This is a genomic window from Clostridium punense (genome assembly GCF_017874425.1).
Classification (GTDB): domain Bacteria; phylum Bacillota; class Clostridia; order Clostridiales; family Clostridiaceae; genus Clostridium_J; species Clostridium_J punense.
Genome location: NZ_JAGGLL010000001.1, coordinates 1 through 17,078, shown reverse-complemented (window position 1 = coordinate 17,078; position 17,078 = coordinate 1). Strand labels below are relative to the sequence as shown.

Annotated in this window: 16 protein-coding genes; all 16 read left to right on the top strand. The window is 32.5% G+C overall.

What is annotated here, in order from left to right; translation table 11 throughout:
* Nucleotides 1–37 precede the first annotated feature (37 nt).
* Complete coding sequence (hemW, locus tag J2Z44_RS00080) at nucleotides 38–1,159, top strand: radical SAM family heme chaperone HemW (protein ID WP_209649255.1); 1,122 nt, start codon at nucleotides 38–40, stop codon at nucleotides 1,157–1,159.
* A gap of 102 nt (nucleotides 1,160–1,261) precedes the next feature.
* Nucleotides 1,262–2,308 carry a heat-inducible transcriptional repressor HrcA gene (hrcA, locus tag J2Z44_RS00075; protein ID WP_021283247.1) on the top strand — a complete coding sequence of 349 codons (1,047 nt, stop codon included), beginning with the start codon at nucleotides 1,262–1,264 and terminating at the stop codon, nucleotides 2,306–2,308.
* Between the two features lie 34 nt (nucleotides 2,309–2,342).
* Nucleotides 2,343–2,978 (top strand): nucleotide exchange factor GrpE, encoded by a 636-nt coding sequence (gene grpE, locus J2Z44_RS00070; protein ID WP_021283246.1) that lies wholly within the window; start codon nucleotides 2,343–2,345, stop codon nucleotides 2,976–2,978.
* Nucleotides 2,979–2,997: 19 nt separating this feature from the next.
* A complete protein-coding gene (dnaK, locus tag J2Z44_RS00065) occupies nucleotides 2,998–4,848 on the top strand; it encodes a molecular chaperone DnaK (protein ID WP_021283245.1) in 1,851 nt (616 codons plus the stop codon).
* Between the two features lie 173 nt (nucleotides 4,849–5,021).
* Nucleotides 5,022–6,155, top strand: coding sequence for a molecular chaperone DnaJ (dnaJ, locus tag J2Z44_RS00060; protein ID WP_021283244.1), 1,134 nt, complete (start codon nucleotides 5,022–5,024; stop codon nucleotides 6,153–6,155).
* Between the two features lie 925 nt (nucleotides 6,156–7,080).
* The gene (gene prmA / locus J2Z44_RS00055) at nucleotides 7,081–8,016 is read left to right on the top strand and encodes a 50S ribosomal protein L11 methyltransferase (protein WP_209649254.1); all 936 of its coding nucleotides are present in this window, start codon (nucleotides 7,081–7,083) and stop codon (nucleotides 8,014–8,016) included.
* Nucleotides 8,017–8,311: 295 nt separating this feature from the next.
* Entirely contained in the window at nucleotides 8,312–9,061 is a 750-nt protein-coding gene (locus J2Z44_RS00050; protein ID WP_021283241.1) for a 16S rRNA (uracil(1498)-N(3))-methyltransferase, read from the top strand.
* Nucleotides 9,062–9,063: 2 nt separating this feature from the next.
* Nucleotides 9,064–10,362, top strand: a complete 1,299-nt coding sequence (gene mtaB, locus J2Z44_RS00045) for a tRNA (N(6)-L-threonylcarbamoyladenosine(37)-C(2))-methylthiotransferase MtaB (protein WP_021283240.1) — start codon at nucleotides 9,064–9,066, stop codon at nucleotides 10,360–10,362.
* A gap of 107 nt (nucleotides 10,363–10,469) precedes the next feature.
* Nucleotides 10,470–10,808 (top strand): histidine triad nucleotide-binding protein, encoded by a 339-nt coding sequence (locus tag J2Z44_RS00040; protein ID WP_021283239.1) that lies wholly within the window; start codon nucleotides 10,470–10,472, stop codon nucleotides 10,806–10,808.
* A 114-nt stretch (nucleotides 10,809–10,922) separates the two neighbouring features.
* Entirely contained in the window at nucleotides 10,923–11,099 is a 177-nt protein-coding gene (rpsU, locus tag J2Z44_RS00035; RefSeq protein WP_010292600.1) for a 30S ribosomal protein S21, read from the top strand.
* A gap of 23 nt (nucleotides 11,100–11,122) precedes the next feature.
* A complete protein-coding gene (locus tag J2Z44_RS00030) occupies nucleotides 11,123–11,572 on the top strand; it encodes a GatB/YqeY domain-containing protein (RefSeq protein WP_021283238.1) in 450 nt (149 codons plus the stop codon).
* Nucleotides 11,573–11,699: 127 nt separating this feature from the next.
* Nucleotides 11,700–11,984 (top strand): sporulation protein YqfC, encoded by a 285-nt coding sequence (yqfC, locus tag J2Z44_RS00025; RefSeq protein WP_021283237.1) that lies wholly within the window; start codon nucleotides 11,700–11,702, stop codon nucleotides 11,982–11,984.
* Nucleotides 11,968–13,110 (top strand): sporulation protein YqfD, encoded by a 1,143-nt coding sequence (yqfD, locus tag J2Z44_RS00020; RefSeq protein ID WP_245352727.1) that lies wholly within the window; start codon nucleotides 11,968–11,970, stop codon nucleotides 13,108–13,110. Before yqfC ends, yqfD begins: the two co-directional genes overlap by 17 nt.
* A gap of 26 nt (nucleotides 13,111–13,136) precedes the next feature.
* A complete protein-coding gene (locus tag J2Z44_RS00015) occupies nucleotides 13,137–15,245 on the top strand; it encodes an HD family phosphohydrolase (RefSeq protein WP_021283235.1) in 2,109 nt (702 codons plus the stop codon).
* 3 nt (nucleotides 15,246–15,248) lie between these two features.
* Nucleotides 15,249–15,749, top strand: a complete 501-nt coding sequence (gene ybeY / locus J2Z44_RS00010; RefSeq protein WP_021283234.1) for an rRNA maturation RNase YbeY — start codon at nucleotides 15,249–15,251, stop codon at nucleotides 15,747–15,749.
* Between the two features lie 65 nt (nucleotides 15,750–15,814).
* Nucleotides 15,815–16,513: a diacylglycerol kinase gene (locus tag J2Z44_RS00005; RefSeq protein WP_021283233.1), complete on the top strand. Its 699-nt coding sequence runs from the start codon at nucleotides 15,815–15,817 to the stop codon at nucleotides 16,511–16,513.
* The last annotated feature ends 565 nt before the right edge of the window (nucleotides 16,514–17,078 follow it).

The window sequence follows — 17,078 nt, the reverse complement described above, 5'->3', positions numbered from 1 at the left end:
AGGTTAAACAAAATATAAATAATGGAGAAGAGAAGAAATGCAAGATGTAGGATTATATATTCATATTCCATTTTGTAAAATGAAGTGTTATTACTGTGATTTTCCTTCCTTTAGTGGGAAAGAAGAAAACATGATTCCTTATGCGCAGGCTCTCTCTAAAGAAATCCAAAATATCTGCAAAGATAAAAATATAAGAAGTATATTTATAGGTGGGGGTACTCCCACCTATTTGTCTTTACAAGGATGGATTATTCTTAAAGAGGCCATAGATAAATTAGAAAAACAACACATAGAATTCACTATAGAGGGAAATCCTAAGACCTTTACAGAGGAAAAATTGAAACTTTTTAGAGAAATGGGAGTAAATCGGATATCTGTTGGACTTCAGGCTTGGCAAGAAGCACATTTAAAGTCACTAGGAAGAATTCATAGTCTTCAGGAATTTAAAAACACTTATGATTTGCTAAGAGCCTATGGATTTACCAACATAAATGTGGATATAATGTTTGGACTTCCAAACCAAACCCTAGCTCAGTGGAGAGAAACTCTTCATCAGGTTATAAGTTTAAAACCAGAGCATATATCTGCATACAGCTTAATCATTGAAGAGGGGACACATTTTTATAATCTTTATGAGAAAGATCAGCTTATACTTCCAAATGAAGAGGAAGAAAGACAGATGTATGAAGATGCAGTAAATATATTAAAAGAAAATGGATATAATCAATATGAAATATCAAACTTTGCAAAGGAAGGAATGGAGTGTAAACACAACTTAATTTATTGGAGTCTAGAAAATTATGTTGGATGTGGAAGCGCAGCTCATTCCTATTTAGAAGGAGTTAGGTATAGAAATGAGGAAAATATAGAAAAATATATCTGTAAAGTTAATAATGAAAATAATGCAATAATACAAAAACATTTAAATTCTAAGGAAGAAAACATGGAAGAGTTTATGTTTTTAGGTTTAAGGAAAACTAAAGGAGTAAGCACCCTAGAGTTTGAAAAAAAATTTGGTGAGGATATTCATAAAGTTTATGGAAAAGTTATTGAAAAGTATATAAAACTAGAACTTTTAAAAGAGGATAGTGAAAGGATATATTTAACTCCTAAAGGAGTAGAATTATCCAACGTTGTTATGTCAGATTTTTTATTATAAAAAAAGTATTAAAAACTATTGACAATTATTTTCCTTAGTAATATATTAAAAATATAGTAGTTAGCACTCACACTGAGCGAGTGCTAATAATGAGGTGATAGTATGGAGATGGATGAAAGAAAGATCAGAATACTTCAGGCTATAATTAATGATTATATTAATTATGGTGAGCCTGTAGGATCCAGAACCATTGCTAAAAAATACGACTTAGGCATAAGTTCAGCTACTATCAGGAATGAAATGGCAGATTTAGAGGAGATGGGTTTTATTGAACAATTACACACATCCTCTGGAAGAAAGCCTTCAGATAAGGGATATAGACTTTATGTAGATAGATTAATGCAAATATCTAATCTAACCTTTGAAGAGGAAGAAGCCATTAAAAATTACTTAATAGATATTGCTTTTTACGAAGTGGATAAAATAGTTAGAACTGCAACTAATATTCTTTCAGAGCTAACTAAATTAACTTCCATCGTTAAGGCACCCTCAGTTCAAAGAAGTTCTATTAAGCTTATTCAACTTATGAGCCTGGATAAAGGTAGCATACTATCTACCATTATTACAGATAGCGGTATTATTAAGCATAACTTAATCAAGGTTAGAAATACAATTGATACTAATAAGCTTTTAACCCTTAATAATATTCTTAACAAATCCTTAGCTGGGGTTACTGTGCAGCAAATATCCTTAGATTTCTTATTTAACTTAAAGCAACAGCTTACAGGTTATGAGGAGATTTTTGATGCAATTATTCCAGTGTTATATGAAAGTTTAGTAAACAATGAGTATGACAATGTATATACGCAAGGATCGACTAACATATTTAACTATCCAGAGTATAATAACATTGATAAAGCTAAGGAGTTTTTAGGATTAGTTAATAATGAGGAAAGTCTTAAAAATTTATTAGACCAGGGTAGCATACATGGTAAGTTATCTGTAAAAATTGGTCAAGAAAATTTTATTGAATGTGCTAAAGAGTGTAGTATTATAACAGCTACCTATAGTTATAATGGAGGTACATTAGGCACTATAGGGGTTATTGGACCTACTAGAATCCACTATGCTAAAGTAATAACCGTTCTTGATAGTATAGTAAATGTAATAAATAATAATATATCAAAAATATATGATAATTCACCCTAACCTATATATTAAGGTCGGATTGGAGGAATAAGGTTTGCATAATAATTTTGATGAAAAGAATGAAAATAGTTCTGAAATTAACATGGAAGATGTTAATAAAGAAACTCTAAATTCTTCAGAAGAGCCTAATGAAAATGTAGAGGAAACTCTAGAAGAAGCTGAAATAAATGAGGATGTAGAGTTTGAAAATCTATCCGAGGAGGATAATGAGTTGTTTAAGTTTAAATCACTAAAGGAAGAAAACAAAAAACTTCAAGAGGAATTAGACTCAATAAAGGATAGATTACTTAGAACTGTAGCTGAATATGACAACTACAGAAAAAGAAGTATAAAGGAAAAGGAAAACATCTATATAGATGCCTGTGAAGATGTTTTAAAGGAAATGCTACCAGTGCTTGATAATCTTGAAAGAGCACTAAGTGTAGATGGTAATGCTGAAGACCTTAAAAAAGGAATTGAAATGACAGTTAAGCAATTCAATAATTCTCTCGAAAAACTTGGGGTAGAAGAAGTTGATGCTACTGGTGAATTTGATCCAAATCTTCACAATGCAGTAATGCATGCTGAAGATGAAAGTTTAGGTAAAAATCAAATTGCTGAAGTATTCCAAAAGGGATACAAAAAAGGAAGCAAAGTTTTAAGATATAGTATGGTAAAGGTTGTAAATTAACTTTAGGAGGTAAATTAATATGGGAAAAGTAATAGGAATTGACTTAGGAACAACGAACTCTTGTGTTGCTGTTATGGAAGGTGGAGACGTAGTAATCATACCTAACGCTGAAGGTGCTAGAACTACTCCATCAGTAGTATCTTTCTTAGCAAATGGTGAAAGACTTGTAGGTCAGGTTGCAAAAAGACAAGCAATCACAAATCCAGAAAAAACAATAATGTCAATAAAAAGACATATGGGAACTAACCATAAGGTAAATATAGATGGAAAAGAATATGGACCACAAGAAATATCAGCAATGATACTTCAAAAAATAAAGGCTGATGCAGAAGCTTATCTTGGAGAAACAGTTACAGAAGCTGTTATCACAGTTCCAGCATACTTTAACGATAGCCAAAGACAAGCAACTAAAGACGCAGGAAGAATAGCTGGTCTTGAGGTTAAAAGAATAATAAACGAGCCAACAGCAGCATCACTTGCTTATGGTCTTGATAAAATGGATACAAACCAAAAAATATTTGTTTATGACTTAGGTGGAGGTACATTCGACGTATCTATCCTAGAACTTGGTGATGGAGTATTCGAAGTTAAATCTACTAATGGAGATACAAAACTTGGTGGAGATGACTTTGACCAAAAAGTTATGGACTACATTGCTGATACTTTTAAAGCAGAAAATGGTATAGATTTAAGAAATGACAAAATGGCACTTCAAAGATTAAAAGAAGCTGCAGAAAAAGCTAAAATAGAATTATCATCTTCAATGCAAACAAACATTAACTTACCATTCATCACTGCTGATGCAACTGGTCCAAAGCACATTGACTTAAACTTAACTAGAGCTAAATTCAATGAGTTAACTCATGATTTAGTACAAAGAACAATTGAGCCAATGAGAAAAGCACTACAAGATGCTGGTTACTCAATTAGTGAAATAGATAAAGTTGTTTTAGTTGGAGGTTCTACAAGAATTCCAGCAGTTCAAGAAGCTGTTAAAAACTTCACTGGAAAAGAACCATCAAAAGGAGTTAACCCAGACGAGTGCGTTGCAGCAGGAGCAGCAATCCAAGCTGGAGTATTAACTGGAGATGTTAAAGACGTACTATTACTAGACGTTACTCCATTAACTTTAGGAATTGAAACAATGGGAGGAATTGCAACTCCATTAATCGAAAGAAACACAACTATACCAACTAAGAAGAGCCAAATCTTCTCTACTGCTGCAGATGGTCAAACTTCTGTTGAAATCAATGTTGTTCAAGGGGAAAGACAAATGGCTGCTGACAACAAAACTCTTGGAAGATTCACTCTTTCAGGAATTGCACCAGCTCCAAGAGGAATTCCTCAAATCGAAGTTACTTTTGACATTGATGCTAACGGTATAGTAAAAGTTTCTGCAAAAGACAAAGGAACAGGAAAAGAAGCAAACATTACTATTACTGCTTCAACTAACCTAAGTGAAGATGAAATCCAAAAGGCTGTAAATGAAGCAGAAAGATTTGCTGAAGAAGATAAGAAGAGAAAAGAATCAATAGAAACTAAGAACAATGCAGATCAACTTATTTATCAAACAGAAAAAACATTAACTGACCTTGGAGAAAAAGTTTCTGCTGAAGATAAAGCTAAGATAAATGAAAAAGTTGAAGCTTTAAAGAAAGTAAAAGACGGTGAAGATATAGAAGCTATTAAAAAAGCTACTGAAGAATTAACTCAAGAGTTCTATGCTGTATCTTCTAAGATATACCAAGCAGAAGGTGCACAAGGCGGAGCAGAAGGTTTTGATCCAAACAATATGGGTGGAGCACAAGGCGCTGCAAACAATGGACCTCAAGATGATAACGTAGTAGACGCTGACTTTAAAGTAGATTAATTTTAACTAAGCTAATTTATAACTAAACTAGTAAGGATTCTATCCTTACTAGTTTAATTTGAGTATATAGGCAGTTTCTGCCAAAACTATGAAAGTATTGTATAAACAGTTGAATTTATACCCAATATGTCTTATCATATAAAACAGAGAAAAATAGGTGGTGAGGAACAAATATGGCTAATAAAGATTACTATGAAGTACTTGGGCTTGATAAAAGCGCTAGTGAAGAGGACATAAAAAAAGCTTTTAAAAAGGCAGCCCTAAAATACCATCCAGATAGAAATCCTGACAATAAAGAAGCAGAAGAAAAGTTTAAAGAAATAAATGAAGCATATCAAGTGCTGTCAGATTCTGAAAAGAGACAAAGATATGACCAATTTGGAACCGCAGACTTTAATGGACAAGGCTTTGATGGCTTTGACTTTGGAGGCGGCTTCGGAGGTTTTGGTGGCTTTGGTGATATATTTAGTGACTTATTTGGAGGCGGAGGAGGTTTCTCTTCAAGAAGCAAAAACGCTCCAAGAAAGGGTGCTGATTTAGAGTATAATCTAAATTTAACCTTTGAAGAAGCAGTATTTGGTTGCGAAAAGGAAATTTCAGTAACAAGAAGAGAAAAGTGTGAAACTTGTTCAGGTACTGGAGCAAAACCAGGAACCTCAGCTAATACGTGTTCAAAATGTGGAGGAACAGGTCAAGTAAGAGTTACTAGAAGCACTCCACTAGGAACTATAGCAACCCAAACAACCTGTGATGCTTGCGGAGGAAAAGGCAAGGTTATAGAGAGTCCATGCCAAACTTGTCGCGGTACAGGAAAAGAAAGAAAAACTAGAAAAGTAAGCATCAATATCCCAGCGGGAGTTGACACAGGAAATGTAATGCCTCTTAGAGGACAAGGTGAAGCTGGTGAGAATGGTGGACCATCAGGAGACTTATATATTAATATAAGAGTAGCTCCACACAAAACCTTTAAACGCCAAGGTTTTGATATTCACATGGAAACTCATGTCAGCTTTGCAAAAGCTACTCTTGGAACAGAAATTAAAGTTCCAACAGTAGATGGAGATGTAACTTATAAAGTTCCAGCAGGAACTCAACCAGGAACTGTATTTAGACTAAAAGGTAAAGGAGTTCCAAGAGTTAATTCAGCTGGTAGGGGAGACCACTATGTTAAAGTAATAGTGGATGTTCCAAAAGCTATAAATGATAAACAAAAAGAAGCTTTAAGAATGTTCATGGAAGCTAGTGGAGAACAATATGACAGTGCTGAAGAGCATAAGAAGTCCTTTAAGGATTTATTTAAAAAATAAAACTTGCTATGGTTTCAGAGTTAAGGCATTTTCAAAAAATAAATAAGTCAGTATGTTTGTCTATTTTGAGTTATACTGCGTCGACAGAACCCGTAGATAGCTCTACTATCTACGAAACCTGGTTTCTTGTCTGCACAAGCTTGCTTGTGAGCTCAAGATATCCTTCACATCTTTGACTTGTTATTTATTTTCAAATGCCTAAATCATAAGCTTAGTTAAAATAATATTAATATTATTTAATTTAGATAGTGCCTTAAATTTAGGGCACTATTTTATTATGTAAAGAGCTCAACTGTGTTATATAAATTTCCACAGTAAAAATTATTCTAAAGCTTACTTTACATAAGCACTAGTGTCACCAGTAAAAGTTAATTGATAGGTTGCTAATTGAAGATGGATTTCTATATAGGCTTCCTTAGAGAAGGTTTAATTTATTCAGCTTCAAAAGGCCTTAAGGGAACTAATGTAGGACTCATGTATAAGTTAAGTGTTAAATCTGGTTACCTATATAGTAAAAGAATTAAAAAGAAACTAATATAACAATAAAACCATGGAAAAATATAAAAAGAAATCAATATAAGAAGATAGGAATATAAAAAGATAGGAAGATATAGTGTTTATGCGGGTTCCAAGGCCTTTCTTATAGTTTTATAGTAACCATAGAGTTGGAAAGTAATATTATGTAGAAATGAAGAGCAGGTTGAGAGGAAGTCAGTTTAGTTATTGAATATTAATATCTATCATAGGTTGATTTAATTAATATTTAAACTTATAATATTAACTTGAATACACACGTCCACTATGAAAGTTTACTAGGCGTTATAGTTTATTTATTTCAGTCTATATAGAAATTTTCTAATTGGAAAAGATAATAATATTACATAAATACTGTAAATAAAACTTTGATATAAATGGAGGAAAATAAATGGATAAGAATTGGGTAGAGGTAACAGTAGTTACAAGTAGTGAAGCAACAGAGGCAGTGTCAGGATTTTTTTATAATACAGGAGTAAAAGGGGTTTCTATAGAAGATTCAGAAGATGTGGAATTTAAAAAGAGGAATCCAGGAGATTGGGATTACTTTGACGAGACTATTCTTAACATAAAAGAAGGAGCCGTAGTAAAAGGTTACTTCAAAGAAGATGAAAACTTCCCAGAGTATTTTGAGTACATAAAAGAAAGTGTTGAAAAACTTCCTGAGTTTGGATTTGCTAAAGGGGAAGGTCTTGTTACAGTAACAAAGGTTAATGAAGAACAATGGGAAAACAACTGGAAGAAATATTATAAGCCAACTAAGGTTGGAGAGAAAATAGTTGTTAAACCAATTTGGGAAACTTATGAGAAAAAAGCCGAGGAATTAATTGTGGAATTAGATCCGGGTATGGCCTTTGGAACAGGTACTCATGAAACTACAAGAATGTGTATAAAGGCCTTAGAAAAGTATGTTAAGCCAAATTCTACAGTGTTTGATATAGGAACTGGATCAGGAATTTTGGCTATTTCTGCTGCAAAGCTAGGAGCTGAAAAGGTAATTGGAGTAGATTTAGATCCAGTTGCAGTAGATTCTGCTAGAAATAACATATCCTTTAATGATTTAAATAACATTGAAATTCTTCATGGAGATTTAATGGAAGTTGTTGAAGGAAAAGGAGATATTGTTGTAGCAAACATCATTGCTGATGTAATAATGTTCCTAGCTGAGGGAGTAAGAAACTTTATAAAAGAAGGTGGTTACTTTATTTCTTCAGGTATTATTTTAGATAAGAGAAGTGCAGTAGTTGAAAAATTAGAGAAATGTGGTTTTGAAGTGGTTGAAGTTATGGAAGATGGAGAATGGGTTTGTATAATTTCTAAGCTTTAAGTATTTTCAAAAAATAAATAAGTCAGTATGTTTGTCTATTTTGAGTTATACTACGCAAGCAGAACCCCTTAGATAGCTCTACGTTCTAAGAACCTGAGTCCTTGTGAGCACAAGCAAGCTTGTGAACACAAACTTGTTTGTGAACACAAACTTGTTTGTAAACTCAAAATATCCTTCATAGCTCTGACTTGTTATTTATTTTCAAGGGCCTTAATTTCGGCTCTTGAAAATTACAATAATTAATTAAAGAATTTCTAAGATAAAGATACTTTATAAGAAAAGGAGTATTATATCGATGCATAAGTTTTTTATATCGAAAGAGAACATTCATGGAGATAGCTGCATCATTGAAGGAGAAGACGTTAAGCATATTTACAAGGTCTTAAGGTTAGACAGCGGTGATAAAGTTAATATAAATGATGGAGAAGGCACGGAGTACCTTGGAGAAATAGAGGAAGTTAATAAGAAAGAGGTTAAGGTAAAGCTTATAGAAAAAGTTGAACTTAACAATGAAAGCAATTTGAAGGTACATCTTTATCAAGGAATGCCAAAGTCTGCAAAGATGGATTTAATTGTACAAAAATGCACAGAACTTGGGATTTCTGAGATTACTCCTATTATCACTGAACGAGTGGTAGTAAAAAGTGAGTTATCAGAATTTAAAAAGGTGGACAGATGGAATAGAATTGCTTTAGAAGCTTGTAAACAAAGTAAGAGAAGCTTAATTCCTGTTATTAACACACCAATTGAATTTGAAGACTTACAAGAAGCTTTAAAGAAATATGACTTAATTGTAGTTCCTTATGAGAACCAAAAGGGTGAAGGAATAAAATATGTAGTTACTGAAGTTAAAAATAAAGAGATTAAAGACGTGGCTATAATTATAGGACCTGAGGGAGGCTTTGAGGAAAGTGAAATCCAAAGTTTTAAAGATTTAGGAGCTTATATAGTAACCTTAGGGCCAAGAATCTTAAGAACAGAAACAGCGGGTTTCACAGCATTAAGCCTTCTAATGTATGAATTAGGAGATTTAGGAGGAATTTAATAATGAAAGTTGCTTTTGCTACATTAGGATGTAGAGTTAATGTATATGAATCAGAAGCTATGACTGAAAAGTTCATTAAAGAAGGTTATGAAGTTACAGCCTTTGATGAATTTTCAGATGTTTATGTAATAAATACCTGCACTGTTACTAACATGGGAGATAAGAAATCTCGTCAAATGATTAGCAGAGCAAGAAGAAAAAATCCAGAGGCAATTATAGCTGTAGTAGGATGTTACTCTCAAATTGCATCTGAAGAGATTTCACAAATTGAAGGTGTAGATGTAGTTCTTGGAAGTAGAAACAAAGGAGAGATAGTTTATTGGGTTAATAGAGCAAGAGAAGAGAGGAAACAAATTGTAGAAGTAAGTGATGTATTAAAAAATAAACAATTTGAAGAACTATCCATAGAAGAATATCAAGATAAGACAAGGGCCTTCTTAAAAATACAAGATGGCTGTAATAGATTTTGTTCTTATTGCTTAATTCCTTTTGCAAGAGGTGCAGTGTGCAGTAAGGAACCTGAGAAGATAATCAGTGAAGTCAAAGAACTTGCTAAAAATGGGTTTAAAGAAATAATTTTATCAGGAGTACATACAGCTTCCTACGGGGTAGATTTAGAGGGCAATTGGTCCCTAGTTAAAGTTTTAGAAGAAATCCATGAAGTTGAAGGCATAGAGAGAATTAGAATAGGTTCTATCGACCCTACCTTCTTTTCAGAAGGGGTAATAGAAAAGATTGTTGAGCTTAAGAAAATGTGCCCACATTTCCATTTATCCCTACAAAGTGGATGTGATACAACTTTAAAAAGAATGAACAGGCATTATACTGCTGAGGATTATAGAGTTGTGGTAGAGAATCTAAGAAGATATATGCCGGATGTGTCTATTACAACAGATATAATTGTAGGTTTCCCAGGGGAAACAGAAAAAGAATTCAATGAAACTTATAACTTCTTAAGTGGAATTAAACTATCTAAAATGCACATCTTTAAATACAGCCCAAGAACAGGAACTAAAGCTGCTGAGATGGATTTCCAGGTAGATGGAAATATAAAAGAACAAAGAAGTAATAAACTTATTGAGCTAAATAGTAAGAATGAAAAAGAGTTTATGGAAAAGTTCTTAAATAGGGAAACGGACGTGCTTTATGAAGAGGAAGTAAAGGGGAGAGAAAACTATTATATAGGATATACTCCTAACTACATTAAAGTCATTACCCATAGCGAAAAAGATTTAAAAGGAAAAATACTACCAACAAAACTTATGGCTGTTGAAAGTGAAAATATGATAGGGAAAATTTAATGGTATGTACAAAATCTTATTTATATAGATGTGAAGGAAAAAAATACTTTATGTAGAATAATATTGTAAATTATCCATAAAATAAGAAGGATGGAGGTGAATTAATTATGTGTATTTTTTGTAAGATAGTAGACAAGGAAATTCCTTGCACAAAGGTTTATGAAGATGAAAAGATATTAGCTTTTAAAGATATTAACCCTTCAGCACCAGTCCACGTGCTTGTAATTCCAAAAGAACATATCACCTCTGTTAATTATATTAATGAGGGAAATGCAGAAGTAGTGGGACATATATTTACTACTATCGCAAAACTTGCTAAGGAGCTAGGGGTAGATGAGTCAGGTTATAGAGTAGTTACAAACATCGGTATGCAGGGAGGTCAAAGTGTAGCACACTTACATTTTCACCTATTAGGTGGAAGAAATTTAGGTTGGCCACCAGGTTAAGAAATTCTTGACAATATCATATGCCGACTGTATAATTGATACTGTGCTATTTAGGCCCCGCATTGGCTACTTTTAATTTAAATTAGAATTGAGCTAGCGGAGGGAGGGATATAAATGTCAGAAATCAAGGTTGGAGAAAACGAATCACTAGAGAACGCATTAAGAAGATTTAAGAAGAAATGTGCTAGAGCTGGTGTTCTTTCAGAAGTAAGAAAGAGAGAACATTACGAGAAACCAAGTGTTAAGAGAAAGAAAAAATCAGAAGCTGCAAGAAAGAGAAAATTCAAATAGAATTTTTGAAAGAAGGTTGAATAATGTCATCCCTTAAGGAGAGATTACAACAGGACTGGAAAGATGCTCTTAAGCAAAAAGAAAAGTTTAAGGCAAGTGTAATTAGTATGGCTAAAGCTGCTATTCTAATGGCTGAGAAAGCCGACGGTTCAAGTCTTAATGATGATCAAATTATTGAGGTTTTAGCTAAGGAAGTCAAGCAAAGGCGAGATGCCATGCTAGAGTTTGAAAAAGGAAATAGGCAAGATTTAGTAGATAATGCTGTTGCAGAAATTGAAATCTTGTTAGAATACCTTCCTAAGCAGTTAACTGAAGATGAAGTTCGACAAATTATTGTTGAGTCAGCGGAAAAACTGGGCGCTAATAGCATGAAAGATATGGGAAAAATCATGTCTGACATTAGACCAAAAGTAAATGGTCGTGCAGATGGAAAAATAGTAAGCCAAATAGTCAAAGATTATTTGAATAAATAAGGAACTCAGACATCTGAGTTCCTTTGTTTTTGCTTTTTTTTATTTTCTGTAATTTATCGGACATCCTCATCATAAAATTTAACAGAGTAACTGTGGTGTTTTATTCTAATATGATGAGGTGATAAATTTGAGTGATAAATTTAGAAAAGTTAAGGAATCAGTGGCAAACAAGCTAGATCTTCCTAGAGAGATGATTTTGGACTTGCCTAAGGTTACAGTAATTTCAAATAGTGAGATTTCCATAGAAAACCATAAGGGGGTTATATTCTTTGGTGAAAACCAAATTAAAATCAGAACTTCTATAGGAGTTGTTAATATTTCAGGGGGGAATTTTGAAATTATCTTTGTAGGGGGAAGTACAATAGCTTTAAGCGGTAAGTTTAAGTCTATTGTATATGATGATAATGAATAATATAACTAAGTATAAAAGAAGTTATATCACAGTTGAAATTCAAACTCTAAGCCCTGAAAAAATACTGAACTACCTTTGGAAGAATGAGGTGCAGATTAAAAATATTAAAAAAAACAATGTGGCATCTCTATCCTTAGAGATTAGACTTTGCGATTATAAAATATTAGAAGAAGCTGCAAGAAAAACTCAAAGTAAAATTAAAATAGAAAAGAGAAGAGGGTTGACCTTTGTTTTCTTAAAGCTTAAAAGTAGAAAGGCACTTCTAGCAGGAGTGGTAGTATTCTTTAGTGTATTATATTATTTAAGTAGTTTTATTTGGAAAATAGAAATTGTAACAAAGCATCATTTAACTCCTTTAGAACTAAGAATGTTAGTTCAAAGTTATGGTATTAATCCAGGGGTTAAAAAATCTGCTATTGATGTAGAAAAGCTTGAAGATAAAATTGTTAAAGATACAGATGAAGTTATGTGGGTTAAAGCAAGAATTGAGGGGTCAAAGTTATCTATAGAAGTTGTTGAAAGGCAAGCGCCACCTAAGTTGAAAGAACAGCAACTTACAGGTAATGTGGTAGCTAAAATGGATGGAGTTGTAGAGAGAATATATACAACCTCAGGCACAGCTGCTACAGAACCAGGAAAAGTGATTAAGAAGGGTGACTTGTTAATAAAGGGAGAGCAAGGTAAAGAGGGGAAAGTTTATACAATAAAAGCAGAGGGAAAGGTTTATGCTAGAACTTTTTACGAAGATACTGCAGAATTACCTTTAACTTATGTAGAAAAAGTTAAAACGGGCAATACAATGAAGAATTATTACTTCACCTTTAAGGATAAGAAATTTTATGTAAAAAATTCATTAAATAACTTCGAATTATATGATAAAATAGAAAACAATGGGGGAATAATTAAAAGTGACGTATATTATGAGCTAAGTGAAAATGAAAAGCCAACAGATCCTGAAGCTTTAGCAAAGGACTTGGAAAATAAAATAAAGTTAAACTTAGATAAGTCAGTAAAAGTCATTGAAGTAACCCCAAGTATTGAAAAGTTACAAGATAAGTATTTGATTAAAGTATTAGTCATTGCTGAAGAAGATATTGGAATGGATGAAGTGGTGCCTAATCAATAATTATCCAAAAAGAAAAGGTGATAATAATGGGTTACACAAAATTAGGAAAAATAAACCTTCCCAAAACCAAGCCTTACATTGTATTTGTTATTACTGTAATTTTAGTTTACTTTACCCTAAGCTCTTCCTTAATAACAGCTAAATACGATTTAGCTGTTGGTGATATTGCTAAGGTAGATATTAGAGCGCCAAAAGATATTACCGATGAAATAACCACTCAAAAGAACATAGAACAAGCACTGAGGCATGTACAGGATATGTATAGCTATGATGCTAATGTGAAAAAAATAGCTATAAAAAATATTGAAGGGTTATTTGATACAGTAAAAAAGGTAAATAAGGAAGTGCTTCCTAGTATAAATCAACAGGAAGGTTCTCCTGAAAAACTACAAGAAGAAAAAAGTAAAGCACTAAGGGAACAAAGTCCAATTGGAAATCTTTCTTTGGAAAACTATACTATATTAGTAAGTTTAGAAGATAAAGACTTAGATAGTTTGAAAAAGTTTTTAGTAGATACTACGGGTAAACTTTTTGATAGCACTGCAATCTATGAAAATAAACCTCAAGATATTGCAGTAGCACAGGGAACTATAACTACAACTTTTAATAACTCTACTTATTCTAAAAGTATTAAGGATTTAGGTATGGCTATTGGGTATACCCAAGTTAAACCTAATTATTTCATTGATCATGAGAAAACTGAACAATTAAGACAGGAAGCTAGCAAAGATGTTAAGCCTGTAATAATTAAAAAAGATCAAAACATTGTAAATGAGGGGGAACCAATTACAGAAGCGCAAATTGATGTGCTTAAAAATTTAGGTCTTTTAAATCAAGATGTGTCTTTTAGTTTTTCTCTTCATATTAATTTAATTGCAATGGTGCTTGGAATAATTGGATTGCAATGGTTTTATCTTAGAGGAAAGAATAAACATACCTATATAGATTATAAGAAGTTAGTGTTAGTAAACTTTTTAACAGTACTAACAGTAGTATTAGCAAGAACTATGGGAATTATTTCACCATATATAATCCCTTTTTCCTGTGTACCTATACTACTATGTGTACTTTTAGAGGATAAGGTTTCTGTAGTTATTAGTATGTTGAATGTAGTATTTATAGCTTTGTTAGTTAAGTTTTCTATAGATATAACCTTAATTGCATTAATAAATGTAATCGCAGTACCAATAATATTGAAAAAGGTGCAACAAAGAAATGATATAATCTACTCTGCCCTATATATAGCTATTATAAATATAATATTTACTTCTGTAATAGGATACTTTTTGAGTAGCAATTTAATAGATATTGCAAAGAAATCCTTAGCTACAGGAATATCTGCCTTGGTTTCAGGTATTTTAGCTATAGGAATACTTCCTTTTCTAGAAAATATATTCGATTTAATAACTAACATAAAGCTATTAGAATTATCAAACCCAAATCATCCATTGATGAAAAGATTACTTCTTGAAGCCCCAGGAACCTATCATCACTCTGTTTTAGTAGCTAATTTAGCTGAAATGGCAGCAGAGAGTGTTGGAGCTAACCCTGTTCTTGCAAGAGTTTCAGCCTACTATCATGATGTAGGAAAGCTTGAAAGGCCTTACTATTTCAAGGAAAATCAAGTGGGTATTGATAATCCTCATGATAGCATAGAACCTGCTTTAAGCTCTTCAATAATACTTTCTCATGTAACGGATGGAGTAAGACTTGGAAAGAAGTATGGGTTGCCTCAGTCCATAATAGATGTAATTGCTCAGCATCATGGAGATTCTTTAGTAAAGTATTTTTATATTACTATGAAGAATAAGAGCGAGAACCCTGATGAAGTGAGAGAAGAGGATTACAGATATAAAGGACCGGCACCAACCACTAAAGAGGCTGCTATTGTAATGTTAGCAGATAGCATTGAAGCTGCTGTAAGGTCTATACAAGCTCCAAATAAAGAGAAAATTGAAGCAATGGTAGATAATATCATTAAAGGAAGGTTAGAAGAAGAGCAACTTTCAAATTCAGAGCTAACCTTTAAGGATATTAAGGATATGAGGCAGGCTTTCTTAAAAGTACTTTCAGGAATATATCATGAAAGAATAGAATATCCAAAGGAAAAAACTATAGAACAAGGGAAGGAATAACAAATGATTTATTTAGATAATAGACAAGATAAAGTTGAAATTACCAAGGAATTAGAAAAGTCTGTAGAAGAGATAATCCTGTATACCCTAAAAGAGGAAGAAGTTACTATTCCTTGTGAAATTAGTGTAATATTTGTTGATAATGAAGAAATAAGAGAAATAAATAAGGATATGAGAAATATAGATAAGGTAACGGATGTATTATCCTTTCCTATGTTAGAATATGAAAATCATAAGGTATTCAAAGACTTATATATAGGTTATAAATTTGAAATTACCGACTTGAATGAAGGAAATCTAATATTAGGAGATATGGCTCTTTCTCTTGAGAGAGCTTTAGAACAAAGTGAGGAGTATGGTCATTCTTACTTAAGAGAAGTTTGTTATCTGGTAGTACACTCCATTCTTCATCTTTTAGGTTATGACCATATGGAAGAGCAGGATAAAATAGTAATGAGAAAAAGAGAAGAAGAAATATTGAATAGATTTAATATTAATAGATAAAATAATCATAAGTGTTTGACATGGTGATAAGAAACCATGTCAACTTTGTTTAAGGTGGTTGTAGAATGAAGGTAAAAAAGCTAGTAGATAGCTTTAATTATGCTATCGAGGGAATAATATACTCCATTAGAACTCAGAGAAATATGAGAATTCATATGATAGTAGCCCTTTTGGTGCTCACAGCATGTTTCTTTTATGATTTAAGCAAGGTGGAGCTATTAATAATAACAATAACTATTACCATGGTAATAATGGCTGAAATGATAAATACTGCAATAGAGTGTGCCATTGATGCTACCACAAACTATTATCACCCTCTAGCTAAAATTGCAAAAAATGTGGCAGCAGGAGCAGTACTCATAACTGCAATTAATGCTGTGTTAGTAGGATATATCATATTTTATGATAGAGTATTACCCTTTTCTATTATAATGATGTCAAAGATAAAAAACTCCAGTCCGCATATGATATTTCTTATGCTGGTGGTAGTGAGTATTGTAACTGTGGTGGTTAAAGCTATATATGATGAGGGAACTCCTCTAAAGGGAGGAATGCCAAGCGGGCATAGCGCCATTGCCTTTTCAGTAGCAACTACTATAACCTTGCTAACTACTGAGCCCTTGGTGATGATTCTTTCTTATTTATTAGCAGCAATTGTAGCACAAAGTAGAGTAGATTCAGAAATACATTCCATATTAGAAGTTATATTTGGGGCTGCCTTTGGTTCTTTATTGACCTTATTGTTATATCAATTTTTAGGTTAACCTTTTACTAAATAATAAATCTATAGGGTTCCATGGTAGAATTTTAACTTGTTCATATTCCTAGGCCCTTAAGGAAACCAGGGGAGGACTCGTGCAGAAGTTAAGTTTTAACTCTGGTTACCTATAACATGAAATAAAACATTGAATTTATTCCCTAGAGTGGTATAATTTATGTACTATAGGCTTCAGCGGGGAAAAATGGTTTGTTTATCACCCAAAAACCTTAGAGAGCCAAGGTGATTTTTATGTATAAGTTAAATCTTAGGATTGGTTCTTTATATAGGCTTTCTTAGTGAAAATTTAATTTATATATCTTGAAAAAGCCTTTAGGGAACAAGAAGAGTACTCATGTATAAGTTAAGCTTTAAATCTGGTTACCTATAGATAAACCGCTTCAAAACTTAAAATAAGATTAAGTGTTTATGCTGATTTAAAACTAAAATACTTTAAATTTAGGAGTGGTAAATCTATATAGATTTACCACTTGAAAACTTTAATTATTCTTTGTAGTACTCAAGGGGGTTGACTATACCCTTTACTAGTTCAATATTCTGATTTAAGTTTT

Bases quoted from the DNA above. Each gene is read 5' to 3' on its own strand.
- ybeY (WP_021283234.1), top strand. From the start codon at position 15,249: ATGATTTATTTAGATAATAGACAAGATAAAGTTGAAATTACCAAGGAA.
- J2Z44_RS00015 (WP_021283235.1), top strand. From the start codon at position 13,137: ATGGGTTACACAAAATTAGGAAAAATAAACCTTCCCAAAACCAAGCCT.
- J2Z44_RS00050 (WP_021283241.1), top strand. From the start codon at position 8,312: ATGCATAAGTTTTTTATATCGAAAGAGAACATTCATGGAGATAGCTGC.
- J2Z44_RS00005 (WP_021283233.1), top strand. From the start codon at position 15,815: ATGAAGGTAAAAAAGCTAGTAGATAGCTTTAATTATGCTATCGAGGGA.
- mtaB (WP_021283240.1), top strand. From the start codon at position 9,064: ATGAAAGTTGCTTTTGCTACATTAGGATGTAGAGTTAATGTATATGAA.
- dnaK (WP_021283245.1), top strand. From the start codon at position 2,998: ATGGGAAAAGTAATAGGAATTGACTTAGGAACAACGAACTCTTGTGTT.
- dnaJ (WP_021283244.1), top strand. From the start codon at position 5,022: ATGGCTAATAAAGATTACTATGAAGTACTTGGGCTTGATAAAAGCGCT.
- hrcA (WP_021283247.1), top strand. From the start codon at position 1,262: ATGGAGATGGATGAAAGAAAGATCAGAATACTTCAGGCTATAATTAAT.
- prmA (WP_209649254.1), top strand. From the start codon at position 7,081: ATGGATAAGAATTGGGTAGAGGTAACAGTAGTTACAAGTAGTGAAGCA.
- rpsU (WP_010292600.1), top strand. From the start codon at position 10,923: ATGTCAGAAATCAAGGTTGGAGAAAACGAATCACTAGAGAACGCATTA.
- hemW (WP_209649255.1), top strand. From the start codon at position 38: ATGCAAGATGTAGGATTATATATTCATATTCCATTTTGTAAAATGAAG.
- J2Z44_RS00030 (WP_021283238.1), top strand. From the start codon at position 11,123: ATGTCATCCCTTAAGGAGAGATTACAACAGGACTGGAAAGATGCTCTT.
- yqfD (WP_245352727.1), top strand. From the start codon at position 11,968: ATGATGATAATGAATAATATAACTAAGTATAAAAGAAGTTATATCACA.
- J2Z44_RS00040 (WP_021283239.1), top strand. From the start codon at position 10,470: ATGTGTATTTTTTGTAAGATAGTAGACAAGGAAATTCCTTGCACAAAG.